The sequence below is a fragment of the Pseudomonas mendocina genome (genome assembly GCA_037482215.1).
Lineage (GTDB): Bacteria > Pseudomonadota > Gammaproteobacteria > Pseudomonadales > Pseudomonadaceae > Aquipseudomonas > Aquipseudomonas mendocina_E.
In genome coordinates, this window is sequence record CP148074.1 from 597,616 (window position 1) to 624,540 (window position 26,925).

A 26,925-nucleotide genomic window follows, 5' to 3' on the forward strand; every position below is an offset into this window, starting at 1 on the left:
TGAAGGCACGATCCGTCTGAGTAGTTCACCATGAGGAAAAAATCACTACAGCTGCGCTCACATCTCCTTGCTGTCACCTCGATTTCGGAGGTGGGCTATGCCTGAGATGATTCTCCTAGATTTCAATGCCGTTAGCCGGAAGGTCGGCCTGAGCCGCAAGACCATCTATTGCCGTATCCGGGAGGGTGGCTTCCCAAGGCAAGTAAAAATAGGTCGAGCAAGCCGGTGGCTTCAGCATGAGGTCGACGATTGGATAGCAAGCGCAGCTGCAGCGAGATAGAAAAAGCCGGTCACATGACCGGCTTTTTTATGCCTGTACGAATCAAATTACTATAAAATTATGTTGTTATTGCTTGCTAAAGAGCTTCACAAGAAGTGAGAGCCTAGACATCCGGTAAAGATGGTTATTCTGGGGCACTTCGTTGCTAGTAAAGTCCAAATCCATGCTCTTCATCGCGCTCAGATTCTTTAATTATTAGATGGTCGATATGAGAAATGTGGCTTTTAACCCATTCTCGAACATTAGCGCTTTCATGATCGACCAAGGGGGATAGCGCCGCCTTGTCCGATTCAAGGTAGGGAACAAGAGATCCGGACCAACCGCGAGTTGCTATATTGGCACTGAGCTCGCTTGCAACGCGGCTGTCATTTCCAAAATTTTCAAGTAGAGCAATAAAAAGTTCGGATGGTCTTTGATTGTCGTCAACTGTTTCTAATATGTTCAAGCAGCGGGCAACAAAAATAGGGCCAAGGCTAGGTTGAACTGAGCACCAGTTAATGATGCTGTCGACAGGCATGACTGAGAGAACGCTTGGTAAGTTGCTCGCTAATCCGGTCTCTCGGTCTAATAGTTGCTGCAGCCAATATGTATCCATTCCCTCTGACTGAATAATGGCTTCAGAAAAAATAGGCCATAGCTGCTCGTGATATTCTTTCATTAGCTTTAGCAGTAATGGTTTTATATAAGACCAAATGTCCCCATGGTTTAGGCCGTGCTTGCTTGACTCGATTAGCTGGAGAGTAAGGGCGGCAGCAAACTCCGGATCTCGCTGAACTAGTATTTTTTTAGCAAGATCTTGCCAGTGGTGCAGATCTGAGGCTGTATGTTGCTGCTCTCTATGTAATGGCACGGAAAGCACCAGAGTCTTGAGATCATTGCGTATGGTGTCGATGCAGTCATTGTTGCTGAAGTAATACATGTAGATGACATTTAATGCTGGCCAGCTTGCTTGGTCACCGAGTCTAGATAGATGTATGCAGAAGTCGGCCATGATATTGGGCGAGATTCTTTCAGTGACACCTCCGTAACTCAGTAGGTTTGCTGAGCTTGCAGGTATTTCTCCATTTCTAATTAGAGTTAATAGCGTGTCCAGGTGGTTTTTTTGAATGTCGCCCGTGCGGATGAATTCAGCGTAATAAATGGTTAGGCTTTTATCTTCAAGTAGTTTGTTTAAATAGTTATCCCACGCCTTGGGGGAGGTCTCATATAGGCCTTTATAAATACCGGAAACCAAGCTCGGGTTGGCTCTTTCTAGGCTGGATAAGATTGCTAAGGTTAGATCAAGAAAGCTGTTGATATCGTCTAGGTCGCGCGCCAATTGGTATCCGAAAGAGAAGGATTGTTTTTGCTCTCCAATTAGTAGTGAGTCAATGTATGGTAGAAGCTCATCAATGTTTTTAGATAGCTCTGTAGCAAGTGCCATTGCATTCTTTGCGGCAACATCAATGTAATGGCCGTCATCGCCCTTGCGGTGCTCCCATGGTGGATTGGTTACCAGAATCTTTAGCTTTTCCGGGAGCTCAGCTGAGGAGGGGTTCAGCAATGACAGCCAGTCGTTTAGTTTGGATGATGCATCTTTGCTGATGTTGTTTGAGTCATACTCAAGAGTGCTTTTTATGCTGTCTAAAGCTTCAGGCCAGTAGCGGCCATTAACAGAAATTACTTTTTTTATGGTTGCATCCAGCATTTCGATTCGCTGGAATGAAATAAGCCCTCTGATTGAATGGCCTATAATAGAAAGAGCCTTGTCTTTTTGCGATTGGCCGCGCTCCATTAGGGTCAGTATAAAATCAGTGGCTTGCTGCCAAAAATCAAATACTTCCTTCCAGGTGGTGGCTTGCCACTCTTCAAGCGGAGCTTTAGTTCCTTGATATTCGGCGCCTACAGATCGTGATCCGCCATAAGTGTTGATAGCCTGTTCTAAGGCCTCAAGAACTATGAGATCAATGCCTATCTGATTAAGGTTAATGGCACGCTTCAGAACGTCAAATCGGATTTTAGGATTTGCTTGTGTTCCAGATAGATTGACTCTGAAGAGTTGGGAGAACATGCCAGTGGCATTGTTGCTCCAACTTTCATTTTCTGCAGATGCAAGTAGTAGTAGGCACCATGAAGACTTTTCGAATACTGAACTGTGGAAGCATAGCTTTTCCAAGGCCCAAATTAGGTTTCGACGTGTTTCACCATCTATGGCTAGGAGTTGTTTTTCAGTGCGCTCAGACAAGATGTGGTAAAGCGCAGTGCTTGTAGAATCTGGGTTCACCTCAACAAATGCGCGAAAGAGTTTCGAACCCTTCTCTGTAAGCAACTCCTCCGCTTTGACAAAAGGGCTTTCGCCTCCGAATAGCCGATCAGAAAATCTCTGAACGCTGGGCTGACTATCAAGATATGTTGCCTGAGTGCAGAAACTCTCTATTAAAGAGCTTGGTAGGTTGTCAATTAATTGCTTTTGACGTTCGTATGGCGTCTGCTCCCACCACTCGGACGCTAGTGTTAATGCCAGCGGCTTTGGAACAAGTCGTGCGTATCTTCCTGCGCGATTTATTATCTGCCGTCTGGTGAATGTAGAGATTACCCGGTCGAATACTCTCAGTTCAGATCCGGCGACATTCTCTGCAATGAATTTGGCTTCTTCACGTGCTGTGCCTTCAGTTGTGCCGAATACGTCGAATAATGAGCATGCTGATAGTACGGATTTATCTTCAGGTGTTATGCCTCCATCGCCCTCAATCAGCTTTCTTACAACTGAGTTTGTTTCGATAGATCCAAGCAGTCGGCCTTCTTTCTGGTATTGCTCTGCGATAAGGGTAGCCATTAATGGGTAGCCCTGAGCAAATCTAGCAACTCTCTCTACTTCACTCGGAACCATTCCAATTAATATTGGTGAAAGTACCTGCTTTATTGCGTCGTCGGACAGCGGTGAAAGCTGAATTTGAATCGAGTCGTCTACTTGTTCATTCGAGTAGCCAATTGTAACTAGCTTAATTAAGCAGTCTGTTTTGTTAACTTCTTTTGCTAGTTGGTTATGCAAGTCAACGCTACAGTTCTCAATGATTGCAAGGCCGTCAGCGTGATCTTCAACAATTGATCTAATACATTGTTTTATTTCTGTATCGTAACCGGGGGCATTGAAAACAAGAACGTTAGAGTCGCCAATCTTTTCAGATTTCTCTATTGCCTCCAATAGTAGTCGTGTCTTTCCTAATCCTGATGCGCCAGTTAGCCTTATTACAGTCTTGTCTGCCCTTAGTTCAGAAATTAAGGACTCTAAGTCTTTTGCTCTTCTTTCATCGCTTGCATAGTGATAGCTATGGTTTCTTTCGATGCTCTTCCAGTCTTCCAGATCTCTAGAGGCTAGGGTTTTATACCTTGAGACAGTGTTTTTTTTTAGAATAAAATTCCTAAATACAACGTATGACGTTGAGTTTGTATTGTCTGGTTTTACAATTGATAGATGATTTGTTTCGTTGATTGTCTCAACGGCGTGTTCTCTAAAAATGCTCTTAGCGCTAGAAGAGGAAACAATATCATCATTTGCTGCAATTATGCTTATGATGTCGAGTTTGTTGTTTAGTTCGCTGTGGATCCACTGGTCATTCAAGTCGTCTAGTTCGCTAGAGTCGCGAGTCAAACTTTTTAAATGTCTATTTCGGAATGTTATGTACTTTCCTACGTTCGCATATCCGGACCCGTCGTGTGGTACGTCAAAAAAACAAACCTTTGATATTTTGTGCCGAAGTTGTTTGTTTTCCAGTAATAGGAGAACTTTTTTTACGATTATTCCACCCAGGCTATGGGCTGCTATAATAATTTCGTCGTTCTCAATGTCGCATCTAGCTCTGATGTCTGTGAGAAGACCGTTTGCAATATTTAAAATGCTTGGGGCTCGCTTAAGTATTTTCCAAAGTGCGGGGGATTCATATCCATAAGTGATGATGTCAAAATCTATGGCCAAGTCCGCTTGTAAGAGTTGAGGGAACTTCCCCCATGTTTCATTGGCTGTGCCGCCTAATCCGTGGACAAGTATTATTTTTTTTGCCATGTTGTTTTCCGGTTTTTTATTCAAGGATGTGGCGGTTCATTAAGGAGTTATGAGCTTCGGGCCACGGCCAATATTTTAACTATGATCTGTATTCTATTTGTATTGCATTACTCTGCATTTGGGGTATGACGAGCATCCCCAGAACTTCTGCCCCGCTTTCTGGCCTGACTTCACAGTACGAATCAGGAGAGCACTGCCGCATTTCGGGCACTGCCGCTCGGCTGTCGGATCGCTACGGCGCTTCAGGTTTTGCACATGCTCGCGGTGTGTCGCGAGGGTCGGCGCGCGGCGGCCGGTTTGCAGTGCGTGCAGCATGGCGTCTACTTCAGCCTTACTGAAAACGGTCTGCTGGAACGATTTGATATAGCGGATAAAACCGATGCCTTCGGTGACGTTAGCGGGCATTTTGGTTTTGAAGGTGCTGCCGCCGACAAAGGTGATGACTGAATGCAGATATTCAGGTTTTACGCCAAGGGTGGCTTCCAGCGCTTTAAGGTGCTTGTAGTTCTGTCGCAGCGGGTTTTGGAATTTGAAGGTGCGTTTGTAGAGCTTATGCGTCCACTGCGCCTGTTTTTCGCTGCCGAAGATCCAGCCGGTCATGTTCTTCGTTTCCAGCACGAAGATACCGTAGCGTGAGAGGAATACGTGGTCGATTTGTGTGGTGCCGTCAGGCGTGTTCAGGGTGACATTGTGCAGGCGCCGGTAGGTCTGCTTGTCCAGCTGCCAATGAGCAAACAGCCGAACCAACAGTTCACCCATATGGCCTTTAGCCCATGCTGACTTGAGCAGGCCAATTAACAGCATCAGAGGAATCAACCAACCCAATGTGCTCCAGGCCTGCGCAATGATGGGTGTGAAATCCATGTCCTGACCTTCGATAATCCCGACTTGTTTGGAGACTATCGAAGTCCGCAGTGATGGCACAAGGCTGCTTTGGTAGTGTCGTTCTAAATTTTCCGGCTTGTTGAGAACTAGCCCGAATTGCTGTTGGATGTGGCTGAGTTATTGATTTGATAACCGGTACTGCGGCCGCCGCCGGGCAGGCGCACGAGGCATCCTTTTTCCATTAGATCGCGCAGGTGCCGGGTAGCAGTGGCTTTGGATACCTTGGCCACGGCCTGGAATTGGGCTGCGCTGGTACCTTCCTCAAAGCAGTGTTCACTGCCATCTAGCACGCCCAGAGCATTTTGATCTGCTCGGCTGTGATGCATCCGTTAAAAGCGTGTCTTAGCCAGGGTGCGAGAGGCTCTATTCGGCTCATTATGTGAGCTGAATATGTCGGCTACTGGCTAACGGTCCATTCCAGTAGCAGGTTGATGGATATGGGCTCAAGGTACGGTATGCCCTGCATGGCCTCGACACGCCTAATCTCTTTGACAAAGCGTTCTACGGCAGCTGAGCGGGGCATTAGCTTCGGGTGTGGACGTTATGTGGACACATAGCTGACTAGTGCCTTTTGTGGGGGCAGCTGAAGTCAGGCTTCAGAAACACGAAAGCCGCGCAGTGCGCGGCTTTGGAGTTGGTGGGCCCACACGGACTCGAACCGTGGACCAAAGGATTATGAGGCAGTAAAAAGCACGTTTCTGGTCGTTTCCCGCCGTCTCCCGAAAAAAGCCGATTTAGCGCGTTATCCTGAAATCAAGGGGTTAGGTGTTTCCCCTTGGTTCTGGGTGTGGCCGGTCATGCCCTAAGAAACGGTACGCAAAACGGTACGCAAAATGGCAGAGGCATCGGGCAAGACGAGCAGTAGGAAGTTTGTAACGGATGTGGAGCTGAAGGCGCTACGGCCTGGTCAGACTGCGACCGATTCGCTGCCAGGCCGTGGTAGCGGATCAATCTTGTTCGAATGCCGTACCTCGGGAGCTGTCGAGGCCTACTACCGCCGCCGTGGTGAGGGTGGGCAGAAGGTCAAGATAGGTGTCTTCAAGAAAACGCTGAAGAGCCCAGGTCTCTCCCTTACTGAAATTCGCGAGCAAGCTGTCCGTCTCGCCAAGATTGCCGCAGAGCATGGCGACATCAAGGCCTATCAAGCCAAGTGTGCTGCTGAGGAGGAGGCTCGGCAGGCTGAGCGCCAACGCCAGCTGCACGAGCAGCAACGTCTCGCTGAAATCGAGGCTGCAAAAGGCACCTTTTCTGAGCTGTTCCGGGATTACATCGAAGATCGTAGGCGCTCGGGTGTATCAGCCCAGCAGCTCGATGAGTTTGAGCGCGTGCTACGTAACGACCTGGAGGGCGAGAAAGTAGTGTCCGTGGCCGACGATGGTCAGGAGCAGAAGCTCAATGTCATGGCTATGAAAGCTAAGGATGTCAGGCCTGAGCATGTTAATTTGCTGCTGAAACCAATCTGGGACAGAGGTGCGGGGCGTCAGACTGGCAAGGTTCGTTCGTTTCTCGTTGCAGCTTTCAGTTTTGGCTTAAAAGCTGAGCATCATATCGACCGAAGCAGTAATAAAAGCTACGGGCTTCAGATGAATCCTGCTGATCCAGTGACTGTCCCGAACACATCAAAGCCTGGCGAGCGCGCTCTGACGGATAAGGAGCTGAAGCAATTTTGGCACACCATTACCAAGGTCGATTCGGTTGGTGCAATTATGGCGCGTGTCTTTCACTTTGCTTTTGCTACTGCAGGGCAGCGCCCCCTCCAGTTTATCCGTGAGCCTTGGACCAGCTACAACTTTCAAAAGAAGTACTTGAAGATCATCGATAGCAAAGGGCGTGGCAGTAAAAAACGTGCTCACTTCGTTCCCTTGAGCAGCAGGGCTTTGCAGATACTTGAACAGGTTCGTGCCTTGCAGCCTCCAGGGGCCGTATACCCTTGGAGCGTTGGTGGACAAAAGCCGATTCACGCGTCCAGCCTGTCTCATGCGGTGACCGAGTGGTTTGCGACTGAGCATGCCAAGTTGGATGGCCAGCCCGTGCCGAAATTTACTCCGCGTGATATCCGGCGTACCTGCACACAGTTCATGCAGCGCCACGGCATCAAGGATTTCGATAGCGACGCGTTGCAGTCGCACGGACAAACAGGTGTTGTCGAGGTGCACTATCGCAATAACCCCGAAGCGAAATTGCCTCAGATGCGCCCGACCATGGAGGCTTTCGATGCCGCGCTTAGCCGCCTGCTCGATAGTCCTGATGAGGATGAGTATCAGGCTGAGCAGCTGGATTTGTTCGAGAAAGGATAAGTTCCAGGAAAGTCAAGTATTTTGTTGTGCGGCCTAGGTTGCTGTGTAAATATACAGGCGTGAGGTTATCCGGAGCCTCTAGGTTTGCTGCTGTGACGTTGTCTACTTGATGCGCAGCGGAATTGGAAAAGTAGAACTAATGCCTGGAAGGCATGATCCGGCAGAGCAGTTAGCTATGAGGAACGCATTACCACCGCAGTGCCCACATGAATCCACCAGCCTCTCTTTCTGGGAGGTGGGTTATGTCTGAGATGATCCTTCTGGACTTCAATGCGGTTAGCCGCAAAGTCGGATTGAGTCGTAAAACTATCTACTGCCGTATCCGAGAGGGTGACTTCCCGAGACAGGTGAAGATAGGCCGAGCAAGCCGCTGGCTTCAGCACGAAGTCGACGACTGGATAGCCAGTGCAGCTGCAGCGAGATAGTAAAGAGGCCGGTCATATGACCGGCATTTTTTTGCCTGAAAGGATCATAGGACTTTTGATCCTATGATCGTTTCAGCAGTGCTGGTCTGATAGATAATGTGTCGACCGCTTGAGCCAGAATTAGTATCAAAGGCTGGGTACCACCAGCATCGTTCTGCATAGATCTAGTTCATGCCTATTCGGGCGTTGCCTGATTTGAGCGCTGGGTATCAAGGGGGACCAAGTGTTTCGTAGACCCATTCACGATGAGGTTATGGGCCTGGCCTCGCGCCTTGCGCAGCAATGCCATCCGCTAGTGGCGCAACAGCATGCAGAAGAGCTGGCTCGGTATGCGCGGGTGACGTCGGCCTGCACCGCCTTGGAGTCTTTTAGCGGGTGCCGCCCCAGAATGGATGACGATGCTTTTGATGTGCTTGCCAGGCGCCGCTCGCAGGTGGCGGACCTTATCGCCCATGCGAACTTACATGCCTATGAGCAGGAGAGCCCAGAAAAGCTTCAGTAGAGACCCTCTACGCTTGTGGTAGCTGTAGACGAATGCCAAGGGAATGAGCCAAAAGTAAAAGCGCAACATTCCTATGCCCGCATAAAAGACATTTTCCGAAAAGCTATATGCGTACTCGATTTCCATATCAATTTAACACCTGAATTAAGCCGCGCCGCGAAGCGGCGTCGGCTTGAATGCTGTAATGGACTCCCCCCGCACCACCCTTCTATACCAGGCATCGTGGTGGCTGAAATTGGGAGAGGCGATATGAAACGCATTGCAGTTGATCTGGCCAAGTCCGTTTACCAAGTTGCCGAGAGTGTCCGTTCCGGCCAGGTGGTGCAGCGCAAGCGGCTGAACCGGGAGGCGTTCCGGCGATATATACAGGAGCAGGCCGAGCCGGTCGAGTGGGTGATGGAGGCCTGTGGCACGGCCCACTACTGGGGACGTGTAGCGCAAGCCCTGGGGCATCAGGTGAGGCTACTGCATCCGCGCTACGTGCGGCCCTATCGCCGCCGCAACAAGACCGACCGCAATGACTGCGACGCCATGCTCGAAGCGGCACGCTGCACCGATATTCATCCCGTGCCGGTGAAAAGCCACAGCCAGCAACAGCTGCAACAGTTGCACGGGCTGCGGGAAACCTGGAAGAAAAGCCGCACCCAGCGGATCAACCTGCTGCGCGGTCTATTGCGTGAAGCCGGTATCGAGGCCCCCGCCTCGACCGCCGCCTTCATCCGCGCCGCCAGCGAGCGGGTTGACCAGCCCGAGCTCGCGCCCCTGAGCCGTCTGCTGCATATCGTCCTGGCCGAAATCAACCTGTATGAGCAGTGCATGGCCGAGTGCGAGCAGCAGCTCAAACGCTGGCATGCCGACGATGACATCGTACGCAAGCTGGATGAGGTCAGCGGCATTGGGCTGCTGACCGCCAGTGCCCTGACAGCCGCCGTTGGCAGGCCCGAGCGCTTTGCCAGTGGTCGCCAGCTCAGTGCCTGGCTGGGCATGACCCCGCGCGAGTTCAGCAGTGGCGAGCGCCGCAAGCTCGGCCACATCAGCCGACAGGGCAACGTCTATGTGCGTACCCTGCTAATCCATGGCTCACGGGCAGCCTTGCTGGCTGCACAACGCTGTCAGGCACGTACCCCGGAAAAGCTGACGCAACTGCAACGCTGGGCCGTGGCAACGGCGGCGCGCATCGGCCACAACAAGGCTGCGGTAGCCCTGGCCAACAAACTGGTGCGGATCTGCTGGGCCGTGTGGTGCCATGAGCGGCGCTTCAATGGCAATTGGCAAAGCACAAAGCCCGCCTGACGGCGGGGGGTAATCAGAACGGCAAGATGGTTTTCTGGTGGTTGTGGTGAACAGCAGCACTGTCGGAACAGGCGAGTCCTGCAGCGGAATAAGGCCGATAACAATCATGATCCGCGTGATCGATTGAACGCTTGGCCCCCGCTGCGCGAACTACAGATTGGCCAGGGCAAGAAAGTCCACAACAGGCCGGATATACGAATGCAACCGCGCTGACGACAGGTGCAAAAGCAATGCTTTGCTCACTACTTGTGGGGAGAGTCCATATATGAGTTGTTAGGCAACACCGCGCTTTCTCTCGAAGGCTTGTCGTGTTTGAACCATGTAAACCGCCGGCCCGTCAGGCGTGGTGATGATCTTCTCCCGCACGAATCCTGCCTTCTCATAGCAGCGTATGGCTCGATGGTTGTTCGGAGTCGGGTCGGTCTGAATCTTCGTCACGGTGGGGTCCGAGAACAGTAGTTCAACGAGAGCGCGGACAAGCCTTGTTCCTAGGCCTTTGTTCAACTGTGTCGGGTCAGCCAGAGACTGGTCTATTCCTCGCACTCCTGGATCAGTTTCATCTTCCCACCAGCCATCACCGCTTCCGAGCGCGACGTACGACTGAGCATAGCCGATCGGTTCCTCGCCCAGCATTGCGATGTACGGTGTTACGGACTCTTCCGCCATCGCTCTGGGCAGGTAGTGTTCCAGCACTTCATCAAGAGTCGGTCGCTCTTCGTCACCACCCCACCACTCAACGATGTGCGGCCGGTTGAGCCAATCATGGAGCATCGGCAGGTCGCGCTCGGTCATGAGGCGAAGAGTTATGGGGGTGCTCGCGGACATGAAATGGTCGCTCTGTGCTGCCTAACTTTGTTTTAGGGCGACTGCCCTGCTGCGTAACATCGTTGCTGCTCCATAACATCAAACATCGACCCACGGCGTAACGCGCTTGCTGCTTGGATGCCCGAGGCATAGACTGTACAAAAAACAGTCATAACAAGCCATGAAAACCGCCACTGCGCCGTTACCACCGCTGCGTTCGGTCAAGGTTCTGGACCAGTTGCGTGAGCGCATACGCTACTTGCATTACAGTTTACGAACCGAACAGGCTTATGTCCACTGGGTTCGTGCCTTCATCCGTTTCCACGGTGTGCGTCACCCGGCAACCTTGGGCAGCAGCGAAGTCGAGGCATTTCTGTCCTGGCTGGCGAACGAGCGCAAGGTTTCGGTCTCCACGCATCGTCAGGCATTGGCGGCCTTGCTGTTCTTCTACGGCAAGGTGCTGTGCACGGATCTGCCCTGGCTTCAGGAGATCGGAAGACCTCGGCCGTCGCGGCGCTTGCCGGTGGTGCTGACCCCGGATGAAGTGGTTCGCATCCTCGGTTTTCTGGAAGGCGAGCATCGTTTGTTCGCCCAGCTTCTGTATGGAACGGGCATGCGGATCAGTGAGGGTTTGCAACTGCGGGTCAAGGATCTGGATTTCGATCACGGCACGATCATCGTGCGGGAGGGCAAGGGCTCCAAGGATCGGGCCTTGATGTTACCCGAGAGCTTGGCACCCAGCCTGCGCGAGCAGCTAACTTACTACGCGCCACCCCGACGCACTCTCGTTGCCCACAAGGAGGCGGCGACGTGGGCAAGCTGTTCGAGAGGGTAAGGGAAGCGCGCTGGATGACCGGGCTATCTCAGGACGCCTTGGCTCCGGTTGGCCCGGTCGTCAGGGAACCGGACCGCGCCAGCGCGGTCCGATCCCGGCAACGACCCGACATCAAGGCCCCAAGGACGGGGCCGGAGCCCGGCAGCGATGTCGGGCTTTTTGTTGTGCCCGCGCCGCGGCAATGTCTGACGCGAAGATCAGAACGCACCGATACGAACGTGCGAACACAGGCGCAACACTGAGCAGCCGTCCCCGCACCGGAGCGCTGCGTGCCGCGCCTCGCCACATCCCGGCGGCAAGCCGCGGGATGCGCGCCACTGCCGTCCGCCCACACCGGTTCGCGGTACGCGCGCCACGCGCCCGAGCGCACGCTGCTGTACGCGTTGGTAGAGGCGCACTACCCGGACTTCATTGCACGGATCGAAGCGGAGGGCCGCTCGCTGCCCGGGTATGTCCGCGAGGCGTTCGATGCCTACCTGCGTTGCGGCGTGTTCGAGCACGGCTTCCTGCGGGTGGTGTGCGAGCACTGCCGTGCAGAGGCTGGTGGCCTTCTCCTGCAAGAAGCGCGGGTTCTGCCCGAGTTGCGGCGCGCGACGCATGGCTGAGAGTGCGCGGCACCTGGTCGAGGAGGTGTTCGGCCCGCGGCCTGTGCGGCAATGGGTGCTGAGCTTTCCGTACCCCTTGCGTTTCCTGTTCGCCAGCAAGCCAGAAGCCATTGGCCCGGTGCTGGGCATCGTGCAGCGCGTGAGCGCCGGCTGGTTGGCCGATCAAGCCGGCATCGACCGCGCCAGCGCCCAGTGCGGCGCGGTGACGCTGATCCAGCGTTTCGGCAGCGCGCTGAACCTGAACATCCACTTCCACATGCTGTGGCTCGACGGCGTGTACGTGGAAGCCACCGAGCTGCCGCGGCGCGAACTGCGCCTGCACCGCGCCCGTGCGCCCACCACCGCGCAGTTGACCCAGCTGGCAGCTACCATCGCGCACCGGGTGTGTCGGCACCTGACGCGCAAAGGCTGGCTCGAAGGGGAGGGCGAATCGGCCTTCCTGGCAGACAGCGCTGCAGGCGACGACAGCATGGATGGGCTGCGGATGAGTTCGATCACCTACCGCATCGCCACCGGCCGCGACGCTGGCTGCAAGGTCGTCACGCTGCAAACGCTGCCCGGTGACGCCGGTTCGCTGGAGGGCGAAGCCGGCAAGGTCGGCGGCTTCTCACTGCATGCCGGCGTGGCGGCCGAAGCACACGAAAGCCACAAGCTGGAAAAGCTGTGCCGCTACATCACGCGCCCGGCGATCAGCGAGAAGCGGCTGTCGATAGCGCTCCAGGGCAGGGTGCGTTACCAGCTCAAGACCCCGTGGCGCAATGGCACCACGCATGTGGAATGGGATCCGGTGGATTTCATCGCCAAGCTGGCGGCGCTGGTCCCGCCACCGCGCGCCCACCTGACCCGCTTCCACGGGGTGTTTGCCCCGAACGCCGCCCTGCGCGCACAGTTGACGCCATCGGGGCGCGGCAGGCGGCATGACGCCGCTGTGGAGCCGGCGGACGCAAGCGCGAACGACGCGCCGCGCAGCCCCGAGGAGAAGCGCCGTTAGATGAGCTGGGCGCAACGCCTCAAGCGGGTCTTTTCCATCGACGTCACCGCCTGCGTCCACTGCGGTGGCACCGTGCGGATCGTCGCCAGCATCGAGGAACCTGCCGCCATCCGCGCCATCCTTGGCCACTTCGTGAAGCACGGCGCGCGGGAAGAAGCGCACTACAGGCCCGCAGCGCGCGCACCGCCAGTGCAAGCCGCGTGACGATCTGCCGGCTGCACAGCCGACGGCGAAACCGGAATCCGAGCCGATGCGGCCACGATCCGCAGGGCGGCGCTCGGCCCGCTGTCGGGAATGAGCGAAGCATGGCTGCTGACAACGCCGCTGCGTGGCCCCGCGATGCCGAAATCCCACTCACAGACGTCCGATCCGTGCCCAAAACGGGGCTTGCGCGACCGCCGCCTACCCAGCAGACTGCCCGAAAAGGGCGTTTGAACTTCCTATACGCGAGGATATCGACAACCTCTCGCGCAACCAAGACATCGCGGTCGGACTGCAAGTGATCTTGAAGCCACGGGCCCGTCCCACCCCGACATGGACCTCGATGCCCGAACGGACGTTAGATTTCGAGTTCTAGGCGTTCTGCGATGAAGGTTGGATCCCAGCCGGGATTGAAAGTGTCGACGTGGGTGAATCCGAGCCGCTCGTATAGGCCACGCAGGTTCGGGTGGCAGTCGAGCCGCAGCTTGGCGCACCCCTGCGTTCGCGCGGCATGGCGGCAAGCCTCGATCAGCGCGGAGCTGACACCCCGGCCCGCATGTGTCCGTCGCACCGCGAGCTTGTGCAGATATGCGGCCTCCCCCTTGAGGGCGTCGGGCCAGAACTCGGGATCCTCGGCCGACAAGGTGCAACAGCCGACGATGCCGTCGCTGCAACTCGCGACTAGGAGCTCGGATCTCAGGACGAAGGTCTCCGCGAATGTCCGGTCGATCCGCGCGACGTCCCAGGCGGGCGTTCCCTTGGCGGACATCCACGCCGCAGCGTCGTGCATCAGCCGCACAACCTCGTCGATATCACCCGAGCAGGCGACCCGAACGTTCGGAGGCTCCTCGCTGTCCATTCGCTCCCCTGGCGCGGTATGAACCGCCGCCTCATAGTGCAGTTTGATCCTGACGAGCCCAGCATGTCTGCGCCCACCTTCGCGGAACCTGACCAGGGTCCGCTAGCGGGCGGCCGGAAGGTGAATGCTAGGCATGATCTAACCCTCGGTCTCTGGCGTCGCGACTGCGAAATTTCGCGAGGGTTTCCGAGAAGGTGATTGCGCTTCGCAGATCTCCAGGCGCGTGGGTGCGGACGTAGTCAGCGCCATTGCCGATCGCGTGAAGTTCCGCCGCAAGGCTCGCTGGACCCAGATCCTTTACAGGAAGGCCAACGGTGGCGCCCAAGAAGGATTTCCGCGACACCGAGACCAATAGCGGAAGCCCCAACGCCGACTTCAGCTTTTGAAGGTTCGACAGCACGTGCAGCGATGTTTCCGGTGCGGGGCTCAAGAAAAATCCCATCCCCGGATCGAGGATGAGCCGGTCGGCAGCGACCCCGCTCCGTCGCAAGGCGGAAACCCGCGCCTCGAAGAACCGCACAATCTCGTCGAGCGCGTCTTCGGGTCGAAGGTGACCGGTGCGGGTGGCGATGCCATCCCGCTGCGCTGAGTGCATAACCACCAGCCTGCAGTCCGCCTCAGCAATATCGGGATAGAGCGCAGGGTCAGGAAATCCTTGGATATCGTTCAGGTAGCCCACGCCGCGCTTGAGCGCATAGCGCTGGGTTTCCGGTTGGAAGCTGTCGATTGAAACACGGTGCATCTGATCGGACAGGGCGTCTAAGAGCGGCGCAATACGTCTGATCTCATCGGCCGGCGATACAGGCCTCGCGTCCGGATGGCTGGCGGCCGGTCCGACATCCACGACGTCTGATCCGACTCGCAGCATTTCGATCGCCGCGGTGACAGCGCCGGCGGGGTCTAGCCGCCGGCTCTCATCGAAGAAGGAGTCCTCGGTGAGATTCAGAATGCCGAACACCGTCACCCTGCTGCGTAACATCGTTGCTGCTCCATAACATCAAACATCGACCCACGGCGTAACGCGCTTGCTGCTTGGATGCCCGAGGCATAGACTGTACAAAAAAACAGTCATAACACCTGAATTAAGCCGCGCCGCGAAGCGGCGTCGGCTTGAACGAATTGTTAGACATTATTTGCCGACTACCTTGGTGATCTCGCCTTTCACGTAGTGAACAAATTCTTCCAACTGATCTGCGCGCGAGGCCAAGCGATCTTCTTCTTGTCCAAGATAAGCCTGTCTAGCTTCAAGTATGACGGGCTGATACTGGGCCGGCAGGCGCTCCATTGCCCAGTCGGCAGCGACATCCTTCGGCGCGATTCTGCCGGTTACTGCGCTGTACCAAATGCGGGACAACGTAAGCACTACATTTCGCTCATCGCCAGCCCAGTCGGGCGGCGAGTTCCATAGCGTTAAGGTTTCATTTAGCGCCTCAAATAGATCCTGTTCAGGAACCGGATCAAAGAGTTCCTCCGCCGCTGGACCTACCAAGGCAACGCTATGTTCTCTTGCTTTTGTCAGCAAGATAGCCAGATCAATGTCGATCGTGGCTGGCTCGAAGATACCTGCAAGAATGTCATTGCGCTGCCATTCTCCAAATTGCAGTTCGCGCTTAGCTGGATAACGCCACGGAATGATGTCGTCGTGCACAACAATGGTGACTTCTACAGCGCGGAGAATCTCGCTCTCTCCAGGGGAAGCCGAAGTTTCCAAAAGGTCGTTGATCAAAGCTCGCCGCGTTGTTTCATCAAGCCTTACGGTCACCGTAACCAGCAAATCAATATCACTGTGTGGCTTCAGGCCGCCATCCACTGCGGAGCCGTACAAATGTACGGCCAGCAACGTCGGTTCGAGATGGCGCTCGATGACGCCAACTACCTCTGATAGTTGAGTCGATACTTCGGCGATCACCGCTTCCCTCATGATGTTTAACAAGCCATGAAAACCGCCACTGCGCCGTTACCACCGCTGCGTTCGGTCAAGGTTCTGGACCAGTTGCGTGAGCGCATACGCTACTTGCATTACAGTTTACGAACCGAACAGGCTTATGTCCACTGGGTTCGTGCCTTCATCCGTTTCCACGGTGTGCGTCACCCGGCAACCTTGGGCAGCAGCGAAGTCGAGGCATTTCTGTCCTGGCTGGCGAACGAGCGCAAGGTTTCGGTCTCCACGCATCGTCAGGCATTGGCGGCCTTGCTGTTCTTCTACGGCAAGGTGCTGTGCACGGATCTGCCCTGGCTTCAGGAGATCGGAAGACCTCGGCCGTCGCGGCGCTTGCCGGTGGTGCTGACCCCGGATGAAGTGGTTCGCATCCTCGGTTTTCTGGAAGGCGAGCATCGTTTGTTCGCCCAGCTTCTGTATGGAACGGGCATGCGGATCAGTGAGGGTTTGCAACTGCGGGTCAAGGATCTGGATTTCGATCACGGCACGCTCATCGTGCGGGAGGGCAAGGGCTCCAAGGATCGGGCCTTGATGTTACCCGAGAGCTTGGCACCCAGCCTGCGCGAGCAGCTGTCGCGTGCACGGGCATGGTGGCTGAAGGACCAGGCCGAGGGCCGCAGCGGCGTTGCGCTTCCCGACGCCCTTGAGCGGAAGTATCCGCGCGCCGGGCATTCCTGGCCGTGGTTCTGGGTTTTTGCGCAGCACACGCATTCGACCGATCCACGGAGCGGTGTCGTGCGTCGCCATCACATGTATGACCAGACCTTTCAGCGCGCCTTCAAACGTGCCGTAGAACAAGCAGGCATCACGAAGCCCGCCACACCGCACACCCTCCGCCACTCGTTCGCGACGGCCTTGCTCCGCAGCGGTTACGACATTCGAACCGTGCAGGATCTGCTCGGCCATTCCGACGTCTCTACGACGATGATTTACACGCATGTGCTGAAAGTTGGCGGTGCCGGAGTGCGCTCACCGCTTGATGCGCTGCCGCCCCTCACTAGTGAGAGGTAGGGCAGCGCAAGTCAATCCTGGCGGATTCACTACCCCTGCGCGAAGGCCATCGGTGCCGCATCGAACGGCCGGTTGCGGAAAGTCCTCCCTGCGTCCGCTGATGGCCGACTCCTGCCTGTTACCTGCTTTCGCAGAAACAATCAGACAGCAATCATACGGCTATGACTGCGGTGTCGGCAGGCTCTTATCGGAACGTTGCTGCTTCAACCTCGTATACCAATGACCTCGTGTTGCCGCAGGAAACTCGATCTCTCCCAGAATGCGACCTGGGCCATATCTCGATGGCTTTTGTGGCTGACGAATACGCGTCAGATCAGTGCCATCTGCGGAGCGGATATGGCACTTCATGCCTTCGCCAAGCCGCCCATCACCATAAACGCTGATCGAGGAGGTGGACTGGTGCCCCATGATGTAAGCCATGCTTTCTGGACTTTCCCCGGAGGCTTTCAGAATTGAGCCCAGCTGGTGTCGGAAGCTTTTCAGCGTCGGATGTTTCTTCCTCCTAGGCCACAGGCTTCGGCATTCCTTGCGAAAGCGATCTCTGATTGCGGTGTTGGTGCGGGGGCATTCCGACATTCGATGCGCGGCCCATTCCACCAGTTTTAAAATGTTGGGTTTGTCGATCAGCAGAGTACGGTCGGCACCTCGATGCAGCTCGGCAGACTTTTTGCCGCCGATGACGTGGACCAGGTGACCTACGACGGTGATTGTGCGCATTTCGCAAGAGCGTACACCTAGGTAATTGGCAAGCACCAGGGAGGCTGCCTCATCAAGATAGCCGCCTACATGCAGGTGTTTGTAGAGGGTCTTGAAGTCCTCGATGGTGACTTCACGAATCTGTTTCAGCTTGGGCTTTTTCTTGATCTGACTACCCTGCGCAGTGACCGGGTTGACCAGATTTCTAATGGCTTTTGCCGCCTGGGTGTTTCCCCGAGCAAGCTGATCGTTCATCAGTGCGTTCTTTAGAGTGCTGAACGCATTGGGCCGATAGTTTGGTGCCAGGGCAAGCAAAGCCGCGCAGATCTGCGCCGAATCTGGGGCATCTGACCCGCAGTGATCGTGGTAAAAGTTTCGAGCTCGGGTCTGGTATTTCTTCAAGGTGTCGGGCTGCATCGTCGTCATCTCTTCTTGTTGTTTTGATGACAAAGCTAAGCCGCTGCGCGAAAGGCGTTGTGTCAGCTCGAACTCCACTGAAACACTCCGCCGTCGCTCCGTTTTTTCTTGTTCCGTCCGAACTGCCACAACGCCCTCTTACTCGCGCCGCGAGTAAGAGGTGCGCGCTCTCACTCACGCGACACGCTTCTCATCTACATTCAGCGTGCGCCGTGAGCAAAAGCGCGCGCAAGCCTTTTGTCATCAAAATCGAAAAGCAGCCAGCGCCTGTGGCGCTGAAGGGGCGAGCTCGGTGACATGATGTGGCGTATGGCTAGCACGCCGAAATTGGTACATTCAAAAATGCTAGCCATGAGGCGACGATTTGGTTATGGAAAAAGCTATTGATTTTATATATTTCAATGACTTGCGTGATTTTATAGCCGAAAAGAGCAGTGCCAGTTTGGGCGCTATCAGTACCTCAAGTGGTAGGTTCGGTGTCGGTTCTGGCTTCTTTCAGCGCCGTTTTGGGCATTCATACTGCCGCTAGCGGCACGATTTGTGTGTCGCAGAGCCGTGGTGCGACATGCGCGGTGTATCGCAGCGATATGACTGGTGTGTCGCAGCCAGCGTGTGCGACAGCCCGCCTGTATCGTAAAGGTGGCTCCGCGACACCCACTGAGTGTCGCGGCGCTTGCTGCGATACACATGCTCTGTCGCAGCCTGGTGATCACATCACTGCTCAGTGCAGCTGCCATGGCTCTGGATGAGCCATGGTCAGCAGCCGTTGCAGGTAGTCATCCAGCGATTGTGCACCCCTCAAAATGTTGAAGCTGAGGATCACGTAGAAGCTGCCGCTCAGTGTGTGCAGTACCCAGAACGGCCCCTCTCGCGCAACCTGAACGACGGCTGCCGACTGGATCGATTGACCGGCAGGGAGTAAAGCACGGCAGTGCTGCAGGACGTATGGCCTGCGGATCAGGGCAAATACTTGCATGCCTTTCGCCGGGATACTTGCCAGAACAATACCGACAGTCTATTGTGACACTATCGCTGACACAATGGCAGGTTCAGGTATTTCCATGACCACCGACAACACCACCAACCCCTCCGCCAGGAGCTTCACGCTCGAAGAGCTGTGCACGCTGACGGCGCTGACCCGCCGCACGGTTCGTTACTACATCCAGCTTGGGCTGGTAGACCGTCCGCAGGGTGAAACCCGCGCAGCGCGTTACAGCCAATCCCACCTTGAGCAGCTGCTGCTGGTGAAGAAGTGGTCAGCGGAAGGTTTGTCGCTTGACCGCATCCGCGAGCTGCAGGAAGCATCCAGCGAGCCGGCAATGCCGCACGCACCGCGTCGGCCCGGCTCGGTCGAGGTCTGGTCGCACCTGCTGCTGGATCACGGGGTGGAGCTGAAAGTTCACCCGCACACTGCCGGACTGAGTCCGGAGCAACTTCGCGAACTGCTCAAGCGCTGCACCGCAGCATTGGCCGATATACGACAGGAAAGTTGAGATGAGCATAATCATGAGTACGCCATACCGTGCAATGACCGCTGGCCGCAGCCAGCACATGACCCTGCGGGCGATGGACATGTCAGTACAGCTGCAGGATACCTGCGCCCTGGTACAGCAGACCCAGCGCTGGCAGAACAGTGAGAGGGTGAACATCGAGGCGATCTACAGTTTTCCGTTACCGGCCAAGGCCAGTCTGCTGGACGTCAGCGTGACCCTGAACGACCGGCTGATCGTAGCCGAAGTGGTCGAGGCACGCCAGGCCGAGCGCCGGTATGAGGCGGCCATGGTCGAGGGCGACACCGCCATGCTGCTGGAGCAGACGGAACCAGGGTTGTACAACCTCAACCTTGGTAATCTGCTGCCCGGTGACAGCGCCAGCATCTGTATCCGCTATGCCCTGCCCCTGCAATGGGAAGGCCGGCAGCTGCGGCTGGCCCTGCCCACGGCGGTGGCGCCGCGTTATGGCAGCGCAGCTGGTGCCGGCCTGCAGCCACAGCAGATCCCCCAGGCAGATATCGGCGTGGAGCATGACTACCATTTGAATATGACGGTCAGCGGTAAGCTGGCGCAGTGCGCTATTCAATCGCCGTCCCACAGAATCAGTCTGTCGCCCGGCCAGGATCAAACGCGGGTGGGTTTTGCCGACGGTAGCGCGGCGGCGGATCGTGATCTGGTCATCGTGCTGACCAGCGCAGAACAGCCAGCCGCTTCCGCCCAGCTGGCCAGTATCGGGCAGACCCATCTGCTGCATGCCGCCTTCCCGATCCCTGCTGAAGGGCAGTCGCACCCGCTGAACCTGAAAGTGCTGGTGGACTGCTCGGGCTCCATGGGCGGAGATTCAATTCAGCTGGCACGCGGGGCCGCACTGCGGGCACTGCAGCAGTTAAGCCCGGGCGACCAGTACGCGCTCTGTGCCTTTGGCAGCTCTGTGGTGCACGGACCGGGCAATGAGCAGCAGACGCTGACAGTGGGCGAACAGGGTATCGACCTGCGCAGCCTGCGGTTTGCCCGCCATCTGGATGCCGATCTGGGTGGCACCGAGATGGGGGTAGCGCTGCGGGCTGTGTTCGGCCTGGAGTCACAGGCTGGCGAGAACTCTTCAGCCGATGTGCTGCTGATCACTGACGGAGAAACCTGGGATCGGGACGAGATAGTGCGCTTGTGCCGCGAAAGCCGGCACAGGGTGTTCGTGATTGGCTGCGGCGCCTGCCCGGCCGAGTCGGTGGTACGGGAAATTGCCGAAGCGACCGGCGGCGCAGCGGTCTTTGTCGGCCCGCATGAGGATGTTGGCGCTGTGGTTGATCGCCACCTTCAGCGCATGCGCCAGCCGCGTATCAGCGCTGCCAGTCTATCCCTGACCGGGCAGCTCTGGCAGGCACCGACGGACCTGTCACGCTGTACCTTCGCCGACAGCACCCTGCATGTATTTGCCCAGCTGCCTTCTCCGGTCAGCGAGCTGCTGCAGCTGCACATTACCTACAGGGATGGACGCTCCCTGACCCTCAGCAGCGAGGTTGCTCCCTGCCCACCGGCACTGGCCGAAGACGCTGTGCGGATGGGCATCGACAACTATATCCGCGAGACCCTGTTCAGTACAGATACCCCCGACAGGAAGGAGCTGACACGTCTGGCGGTTGAGCACCAGGTCATATCACCCTTTACTCATTACCTGATGGTCGAGCCTCGCGGGGGCGATGCTGCTACAACTGATCCCGAGCTGCGCCGGGTGCCTGGTATGTTGGCTGCCGGTTGGGGTGGTACAGGGATAGTCCGTGCACCGGCTCGTGTCGCATCGCCCGATTATGACGCTATGCCCGATTTTGATGCTATGCCCGACTTTGGCGCCACGACCCAGCATGTGGAAACGCTTGATTATCTGGAAATGCCTACCTTCATGCGCAGGGCCGTGGACGACAGCGGTACATTCACACCCCCGGTCGAATATTCAACAGCCGCAGGGAACACACCCGCAGAGCTGATCGGGCACCTGAATGATGACTTCAGCCTTCTGCGCCCCAACCGCAAGCCAAGGCTTAGCCTGATCGAGCTTGAGGAGCTCGTTACCTTTACCCCACATCTGACTTCCGTCATCCGCGAACGCTTTGATGAGCTACTGGACACAGGCTGGTCTGAACGGGAGATACTTCTGGCCTTTTGGCAGGCTTTGCTGGAGCACCCGGCACTGAACAACCTGTTCAGTCGCGGCCATCAACGGGCGATCATGCGCACATTGCGCCAGGAAGCGCCGCCCGCCACCTTGCTGGAAGAGATGGCCCGCGGCCTGAAGCACTGCACGGCAGAGCAATGGGACTGGGCAGCGACCGAGACACCTGCATTGGATATAAGGTTTCCATAAGTGAGGGGGAAGCGCGGTGCCGCGCAGCGCCGTGTCTGGCAGTGGCTACAAGAGAACGCTCCAACATCGAGTGATCGAGATTAGGAATCGCAGACAATGTCTGGCCACTGCAAGTTTTCCAGATACACAAACTCCTCAAACAAGGGGCTGATACCTATTTGTACGCGCCTCTGGGTGCCAACAGCCATTAGCCAAAAAGCCTTCTCTGGCCAGCTGTAGACAAGGAAATCCCCATGTGCCTCAAGTCCGTCAAGCTCACCCATTTCCGCGGCTACCGCACCACCACGGTCATTCCCATCGACGAAGGCATGACCGGCATCGTCGGTCGCAATGACGATGGCCAATCGACCAGCCTTGAGAGGTCGAGCTCGCTTGAATAGACAAGGCGCTCAGTGTGTCTCTCGCTGACACACGCTCACAGGCTGACTATGACTGCTGAATCCTCATCGATAGATGTCGCCCCTCACTGGTTGATGCGCCTGTTTGGCGCGCAAGCGGCCACCTTCTCGTTGGGTGACAAAGGGTTAGCGGTCACGACCAAGAGCGGTGAGAACTACCTGATCGAAGCGACGTCGCTGGCTAGGGCTGTTCGTGCTGTGCGTTGCTGTGATGTTGTCCCTCCAGTTCAATACTGCACAGCAGAGCCGCGAAGTCAGAGTCGAGCAGGTGAATGCGCTGAGGGCGGGCGTCTACGATGGATTTGATGATCGAATCGACCCGAGCCGATACGGGCATCTGACTCGGCATTTTCGAGCGATCATGCTGATAGATGATCGTACTAAGCGAAGCTACTGCGCCGCGCAGTTGGTGCTCTTGGACATCAGCAATTTCAAAACCGTTTTTCACACTGAACTGTTCGGCGAGCTCTTTGAGCATGGTTTTACGCTTTCCTGGCTCAGCTTGTTGCGCTCGCCAATTCAGAATCCGCTTCAGAACTGCCGGTGCTGCTGTTGCAGTCGGCGGTGTCGATGCTGCCATCGACGTGGGCTCACCAAAAAAGTGCGCGCGCAGCTGAGCGAGTCGTAAGCGAGCGGCAGGGGATACCTTTCGCGAGCTAAGGCTTTTCAACCAAAACTCAAACTCTAGCTGTGGCAGGCACAGCATTCGTTTCAGCAGTGGTTCCCCAGGCAGGGCAACGTCATGCTCGGTCGGGCTGTAGCGAGGGGGCTGCAGTTTGGCGGCTTGAGCATGCCAGTTAAGACCCATAGCTTCGCAAATGGGGCGTATCGGCCAGTAACGCTCATTGTCGCTGCTGATCAGACTCGGAATCGACAGACCCTGGATTTTGATTTTGGTTGCGCGCATCGGATTACTGGCCTCCCGGAGCTGCATGGTTGGGGGAGGTGGCCGGTGGGCGTTGATGCTGTCTGCTGAGGATCTTGTGCATTGTTTGCTTGGCCTCATCAGAGTACATCCATTGCAACCATGCCGCGTAGACGTGGGGTTTGGTGTTTTTCAGCCTGGAAATCGTGTTGGCGCTAGCTTCCAGAGATCGGCTGGCATCCCGGAATCGCACGGCATCTGCTCTGGCATCTGGACCTAGCTGGTCAAGGATCAGATCGATAAAGTCTGCGGCTAGCTGTAATGGCAAGTAGTACAGCGGTGATCCTGACTCAGGATCATCTTCAATTAGGAGCTCGTCCCCCCACGCCGAAGCTGCAGCTTGAGCCAAGGCGGTTGGTGCCCCGAGCGTGCGGAGCAGTGAGCCAAGTTCGATCCTGGTCTGCAGTGCTTGCTTGTCGAGCACGAACAGGATTTCCGAATTGATCGGTGGTTTGTTGGTGAGGGTATTCATGAAAAGCTCCTTGAACCGATATCCAGATAATCTGTAAATCAGATATCTGTAGATTAGATATACCCTTGGCGGCTTGTCAAGCGTGAGGTGTACCCGTTGGAAAAGTCAGTGTATCGGGATGAGAACCTGGTGCTGCTCAGACTGCTAAAGCAGTGCCGAGTAGAGGCGGGTCTGACCCAGGCGGAGTTCGCTAAGGCGTTGGATCGCCCGCAGTCTTTTGCCAGCGATATCGAGCGCGGCTTGCGCCGGATTGATCTCGTTCAACTCCGTGACATCTGCCATGCGCTGGGTATGGGGCTTGTCGACTTTGTAGAGCGATTTGAAGCAGAGCTTTCTTCAAAAGGAGCAAGCGAGTAGGGCCTGCTCCTTTCGCAAGAGGCTAGTAACGCTCTTTCCGCAGCGCTTGCCAGGCGCCGGCATAGAGGGCAGCTGCATCCTCACTGAGGATGCGAATGGCTTGGATGCAGTTCTGCAGGCTCGAAGTGCTTAGTTCGTTCAGGTCTGGCGCGCTGCTGAGTACACAAAGCACTCCAAGGACGGCGGAGTGACGATGCGTTGCGGTATCGTAAAGATCGGGTGCAGCTGTATTGCTGGGGTAGCCGATAACGCAGAGAGGGTCACTGCTATGCAGCGGGGTGAAGCCATCGATTGTGCCGGTATCGGCATGACTGCTACCGGTACAAGACTCGGTGGTCTCGGTAGGGGAGGTGTTGGTTTCATTCATGGTGTGATCCTCAGAACGGATTAGTTCTGCCACCCAACGCCAACTGGGTGAGCAGACCGCACGGGTTGGCGTACCGGTCTGAGGGCCGGCGCATCCGAAGATGCCCCGCACGGCCCGCCCATAAAGACACAGCCATGCTCAGAGCTAAGCCTTGCTTAGCCCTGTCTCAGACCGGAACGCCAATTCCGTCCCCTTTAGAAGGGGAGCACAAACCTATTGGAGTGCTACCTGAGTGTCAATCTGCGAGTGGGGCAGTTTTGCTGAGCTCCAAAGCAGCAAAAATGAAACGGTACGCAAAACGGTACGCAAATTTTTTATTCAGCCCCAAAACGACAAAAGGCCAGCGCAGTGGCTGGCCTAAGTCGTTGTTTTATATGGTGGGCCCACACGGACTCGAACCGTGGACCAAAGGATTATGAGTCCTCTGCTCTAACCGACTGAGCTATAGGCCCTCAGGGGTCGGGGGATTATAGCGAGGTGATTTGCCGATAGCCAAGCTAAAGCGTTGATGTAATTAGTTTTGTGCGGCAGGCACGATTTAAAAACGACTGGCCCATAAAGCAAAACCCCGGCAGTGCCGGGGTTTTGGTGTTACTCGTCGAGGAAGGAGCGAAGGTGCTCGCTACGCGTCGGGTGACGCAGTTTGCGTAGGGCCTTGGCCTCGATCTGACGGATACGTTCGCGGGTTACATCGAACTGTTTACCGACTTCCTCAAGGGTGTGGTCGGTGTTCATGTCGATGCCGAAGCGCATGCGCAGTACTTTGGCTTCACGGGCGGTGAGGCCGGAGAGTACTTCGCGGGTGGCTTCTTTGAGGCTTTCCACGGTCGCCACGTCGATTGGCGATTGCATGGTGGAGTCCTCGATGAAGTCGCCCAGATGCGAATCTTCGTCGTCGCCGATCGGGGTTTCCATGGAGATCGGCTCTTTGGCGATCTTCAATACCTTGCGGATTTTGTCCTCTGGCATTTCCATGCGTTCGCCCAGCTCTTCCGGGGTCGGCTCGCGACCCATTTCCTGCAGCATCTGGCGGGAAATACGGTTGAGTTTGTTGATCGTCTCGATCATGTGTACCGGGATACGGATGGTCCGTGCCTGGTCAGCAATGGAGCGAGTGATCGCCTGGCGAATCCACCAGGTGGCGTAGGTGGAGAACTTGTAGCCGCGACGGTATTCGAACTTGTCCACCGCTTTCATCAGGCCGATGTTGCCTTCCTGAATCAGGTCGAGGAACTGCAAACCGCGGTTGGTGTACTTCTTGGCGATGGAGATCACCAGACGCAGGTTCGCTTCAACCATCTCTTTCTTTGCGCGGCGGGCTTTGGCCTCACCGATGGACATGCGACGGTTGATGTCTTTGATCTCAGCCAGGCTGAGTTCGGTCTCGGCTTCCAGTGCGATCAGTTTTTGCTGGCAGCGCTGGATGTCTTCTTTCAGGTTGCCAATGGCTTCAGCGTATTTAGCTTTGCCTTTGGCCAGCTGGTCGGCCCAGCTTTCGTCGATTTCGTTGCCTGGGAACAGGCGCAGGAAGTCGGCGCGCGGCATGCGGGCATCACGCACGCACAGTTGCATGATGGCGCGTTCCTGAGCACGCAGGCGCTCCAGGGCGCTGCGAACATGAGCAACCAGGGTGTCGTACTGTTTCGGTACGAGCTTAATTGGCATGAAGAGGTCGGCCAGCTCGTTCAGGGCAGCGATACCCTGCTTGCTGCTGCGGCCGTTCTTTTTCAGTGCCTTTTTGGCGGCTTCGAGTGCTTCAGCTACTGCGGCAAAGCGGCGTTGCGCTTCTTCCGGGTCTGGGCCGCCGTCGCCTTCGTCTTCGTCGTCGGAGGCTTCTTCGTCGGCTTCTTCGTCGTCGCTTTCTTCGGCGGCTTCACCGTCTTTCAGTGGGACAGGTGCTGCTGTTTCGGCTGGCAGGGTGCCGTCATCCGGGTCGATGTAACCACTGAGGACTTCAACCAGGCGACCACCTTCGGTGGTGACGCGGTTGTATTCGGCGAGAATGCTGTCGACTGTACCTGGGAAGTGGGAGATGGCTCCCATTACTTCGCGGATACCTTCTTCGATGCGTTTGGCGATTTCAATTTCGCCTTCGCGGGTCAGCAGTTCCACGGTACCCATTTCGCGCATGTACATGCGCACTGGGTCAGTGGTGCGACCAATATCGGTTTCGACGGCTGCGAGTGCAGCGGCTGCCTCTTCGGCGGCTGCTTCATCAGTATCGGCTTCGGCCAACAACAGGGCATCCGCATCCGGGGCAGTCTCGAATACGTTGATCCCCATGTCGTTGATCATGCGGATGATGTCTTCCACCTGTTCCGGGTCGGAAATATCCTCCGGCAAGTGGTCATTGACCTCCGCGTAAGTCAGGTAACCCTGCTCACGTCCACGGCTGATCAATTCTTTCAAACGAGATTGCTGTTGCGCTTTTCCGGACATAACACCCTATCCATTGAAGGTCTTGGCGGGCAA

Annotated in this window: 21 protein-coding genes, 1 tRNA gene and 3 pseudogenes; 11 read left to right on the forward strand and 14 right to left on the reverse strand. The window is 56.1% G+C overall.

Annotation, left to right across the window (positions count from 1 at the left end; all coding sequences use genetic code 11):
* The first annotated feature begins 106 nt into the window (after positions 1 to 106).
* A complete protein-coding gene (locus tag WG219_02550; protein ID WXL27925.1) occupies positions 107 to 280 on the forward strand; it encodes an AlpA family phage regulatory protein in 174 nt (57 codons plus the stop codon).
* 145 nt (positions 281 to 425) lie between these two features.
* On the opposite strand, the gene WG219_02555 is transcribed toward WG219_02550, so the two are convergent.
* Positions 426 to 4,322 (reverse strand): hypothetical protein, encoded by a 3,897-nt coding sequence (locus WG219_02555; GenBank protein ID WXL26390.1) that lies wholly within the window; start codon positions 4,320 to 4,322, stop codon positions 426 to 428.
* Between the two features lie 93 nt (positions 4,323 to 4,415).
* A complete protein-coding gene (locus WG219_02560) occupies positions 4,416 to 5,186 on the reverse strand; it encodes an NERD domain-containing protein (protein WXL26391.1) in 771 nt (256 codons plus the stop codon).
* An 854-nt stretch (positions 5,187 to 6,040) separates the two neighbouring features.
* Between WG219_02560 and WG219_02565 the strand changes: the two genes are divergently transcribed.
* The 4 genes from WG219_02565 to WG219_02580 all read left to right on the forward strand — a co-directional run bounded on the left by WG219_02565 (position 6,041) and on the right by WG219_02580 (position 9,724).
* A complete protein-coding gene (locus WG219_02565) occupies positions 6,041 to 7,504 on the forward strand; it encodes an integrase (protein ID WXL26392.1) in 1,464 nt (487 codons plus the stop codon).
* 242 nt (positions 7,505 to 7,746) lie between these two features.
* A complete protein-coding gene (locus tag WG219_02570) occupies positions 7,747 to 7,929 on the forward strand; it encodes an AlpA family phage regulatory protein (protein WXL26393.1) in 183 nt (60 codons plus the stop codon).
* A 223-nt stretch (positions 7,930 to 8,152) separates the two neighbouring features.
* The gene (locus tag WG219_02575) at positions 8,153 to 8,431 is read left to right on the forward strand and encodes a hypothetical protein (GenBank protein ID WXL26394.1); all 279 of its coding nucleotides are present in this window, start codon (positions 8,153 to 8,155) and stop codon (positions 8,429 to 8,431) included.
* Positions 8,432 to 8,680: 249 nt separating this feature from the next.
* Positions 8,681 to 9,724 carry an IS110 family transposase gene (locus WG219_02580; GenBank protein ID WXL26395.1) on the forward strand — a complete coding sequence of 348 codons (1,044 nt, stop codon included), beginning with the start codon at positions 8,681 to 8,683 and terminating at the stop codon, positions 9,722 to 9,724.
* A gap of 273 nt (positions 9,725 to 9,997) precedes the next feature.
* Here the strand turns inward: WG219_02580 and WG219_02585 are convergent, their stop codons facing one another.
* Positions 9,998 to 10,549: an AacA4 family aminoglycoside N(6')-acetyltransferase gene (locus WG219_02585; protein WXL26396.1), complete on the reverse strand. Its 552-nt coding sequence runs from the start codon at positions 10,547 to 10,549 to the stop codon at positions 9,998 to 10,000.
* 160 nt (positions 10,550 to 10,709) lie between these two features.
* Between WG219_02585 and intI1 (WG219_02590) the strand changes: the two are divergent.
* A pseudogene (gene intI1 / locus WG219_02590) lies at positions 10,710 to 11,288 on the forward strand (class 1 integron integrase IntI1).
* A 392-nt stretch (positions 11,289 to 11,680) separates the two neighbouring features.
* Positions 11,681 to 13,163 (forward strand): annotated as a pseudogene (locus WG219_02595) (transposase).
* Between the two features lie 355 nt (positions 13,164 to 13,518).
* Here the strand turns inward: WG219_02595 and WG219_02600 are convergent.
* From WG219_02600 to aadA1, 3 genes and pseudogenes are all read right to left on the reverse strand, one after another.
* Positions 13,519 to 14,019, reverse strand: a complete 501-nt coding sequence (locus WG219_02600) for a GNAT family N-acetyltransferase (GenBank protein WXL26397.1) — start codon at positions 14,017 to 14,019, stop codon at positions 13,519 to 13,521.
* A 127-nt stretch (positions 14,020 to 14,146) separates the two neighbouring features.
* The gene (sul1, locus tag WG219_02605) at positions 14,147 to 14,998 is read right to left on the reverse strand and encodes a sulfonamide-resistant dihydropteroate synthase Sul1 (GenBank protein ID WXL26398.1); all 852 of its coding nucleotides are present in this window, start codon (positions 14,996 to 14,998) and stop codon (positions 14,147 to 14,149) included.
* A gap of 103 nt (positions 14,999 to 15,101) precedes the next feature.
* Positions 15,102 to 15,940, reverse strand: a pseudogene (gene aadA1, locus WG219_02610) (ANT(3'')-Ia family aminoglycoside nucleotidyltransferase AadA1).
* Positions 15,941 to 15,955: 15 nt separating this feature from the next.
* On the opposite strand from aadA1, the gene intI1 (WG219_02615) reads away from it, so the two are divergent.
* On the forward strand, positions 15,956 to 16,969 hold the full coding sequence (gene intI1 / locus WG219_02615; protein WXL26399.1) for a class 1 integron integrase IntI1: 1,014 nt from the start codon (positions 15,956 to 15,958) through the stop codon (positions 16,967 to 16,969).
* Between the two features lie 159 nt (positions 16,970 to 17,128).
* On the opposite strand, the gene WG219_02620 is transcribed toward intI1 (WG219_02615), so the two are convergent.
* Both WG219_02620 and WG219_02625 read right to left on the reverse strand, forming a co-directional pair.
* Complete coding sequence (locus tag WG219_02620; GenBank protein ID WXL26400.1) at positions 17,129 to 18,160, reverse strand: site-specific integrase; 1,032 nt, start codon at positions 18,158 to 18,160, stop codon at positions 17,129 to 17,131.
* A gap of 643 nt (positions 18,161 to 18,803) precedes the next feature.
* Entirely contained in the window at positions 18,804 to 19,058 is a 255-nt protein-coding gene (locus WG219_02625) for a hypothetical protein (protein ID WXL26401.1), read from the reverse strand.
* A 64-nt stretch (positions 19,059 to 19,122) separates the two neighbouring features.
* Here WG219_02625 and WG219_02630 point away from each other — a divergent pair, with 64 nt between their 5' ends.
* Together WG219_02630 and WG219_02635 are read left to right on the forward strand one after the other, a co-directional pair.
* Complete coding sequence (locus WG219_02630; protein ID WXL26402.1) at positions 19,123 to 19,575, forward strand: helix-turn-helix domain-containing protein; 453 nt, start codon at positions 19,123 to 19,125, stop codon at positions 19,573 to 19,575.
* A 13-nt stretch (positions 19,576 to 19,588) separates the two neighbouring features.
* Positions 19,589 to 21,934 carry a VIT domain-containing protein gene (locus tag WG219_02635; GenBank protein WXL26403.1) on the forward strand — a complete coding sequence of 782 codons (2,346 nt, stop codon included), beginning with the start codon at positions 19,589 to 19,591 and terminating at the stop codon, positions 21,932 to 21,934.
* An 80-nt stretch (positions 21,935 to 22,014) separates the two neighbouring features.
* Here WG219_02635 and WG219_02640 read toward each other — a convergent pair whose 3' ends face one another.
* From WG219_02640 to WG219_02650, 3 genes are all read right to left on the reverse strand, one after another.
* Positions 22,015 to 22,278 (reverse strand): hypothetical protein, encoded by a 264-nt coding sequence (locus tag WG219_02640; GenBank protein ID WXL26404.1) that lies wholly within the window; start codon positions 22,276 to 22,278, stop codon positions 22,015 to 22,017.
* Between the two features lie 235 nt (positions 22,279 to 22,513).
* On the reverse strand, positions 22,514 to 23,239 hold the full coding sequence (locus WG219_02645) for a phage antirepressor N-terminal domain-containing protein (protein ID WXL26405.1): 726 nt from the start codon (positions 23,237 to 23,239) through the stop codon (positions 22,514 to 22,516).
* A gap of 4 nt (positions 23,240 to 23,243) precedes the next feature.
* Positions 23,244 to 23,729: a hypothetical protein gene (locus WG219_02650; protein WXL26406.1), complete on the reverse strand. Its 486-nt coding sequence runs from the start codon at positions 23,727 to 23,729 to the stop codon at positions 23,244 to 23,246.
* Positions 23,730 to 23,825: 96 nt separating this feature from the next.
* On the opposite strand from WG219_02650, the gene WG219_02655 reads away from it, so the two are divergent.
* Complete coding sequence (locus WG219_02655; protein ID WXL26407.1) at positions 23,826 to 24,086, forward strand: helix-turn-helix transcriptional regulator; 261 nt, start codon at positions 23,826 to 23,828, stop codon at positions 24,084 to 24,086.
* A gap of 22 nt (positions 24,087 to 24,108) precedes the next feature.
* On the opposite strand, the gene WG219_02660 is transcribed toward WG219_02655, so the two are convergent.
* The 3 genes from WG219_02660 to rpoD form a co-directional block, all read right to left on the reverse strand.
* Entirely contained in the window at positions 24,109 to 24,453 is a 345-nt protein-coding gene (locus tag WG219_02660) for a hypothetical protein (GenBank protein ID WXL26408.1), read from the reverse strand.
* A gap of 375 nt (positions 24,454 to 24,828) precedes the next feature.
* Positions 24,829 to 24,905 (reverse strand) — tRNA-Ile (locus tag WG219_02665).
* Between the two features lie 139 nt (positions 24,906 to 25,044).
* Positions 25,045 to 26,892: an RNA polymerase sigma factor RpoD gene (rpoD, locus tag WG219_02670; protein ID WXL26409.1), complete on the reverse strand. Its 1,848-nt coding sequence runs from the start codon at positions 26,890 to 26,892 to the stop codon at positions 25,045 to 25,047.
* Positions 26,893 to 26,925: the final 33 nt, after the last annotated feature.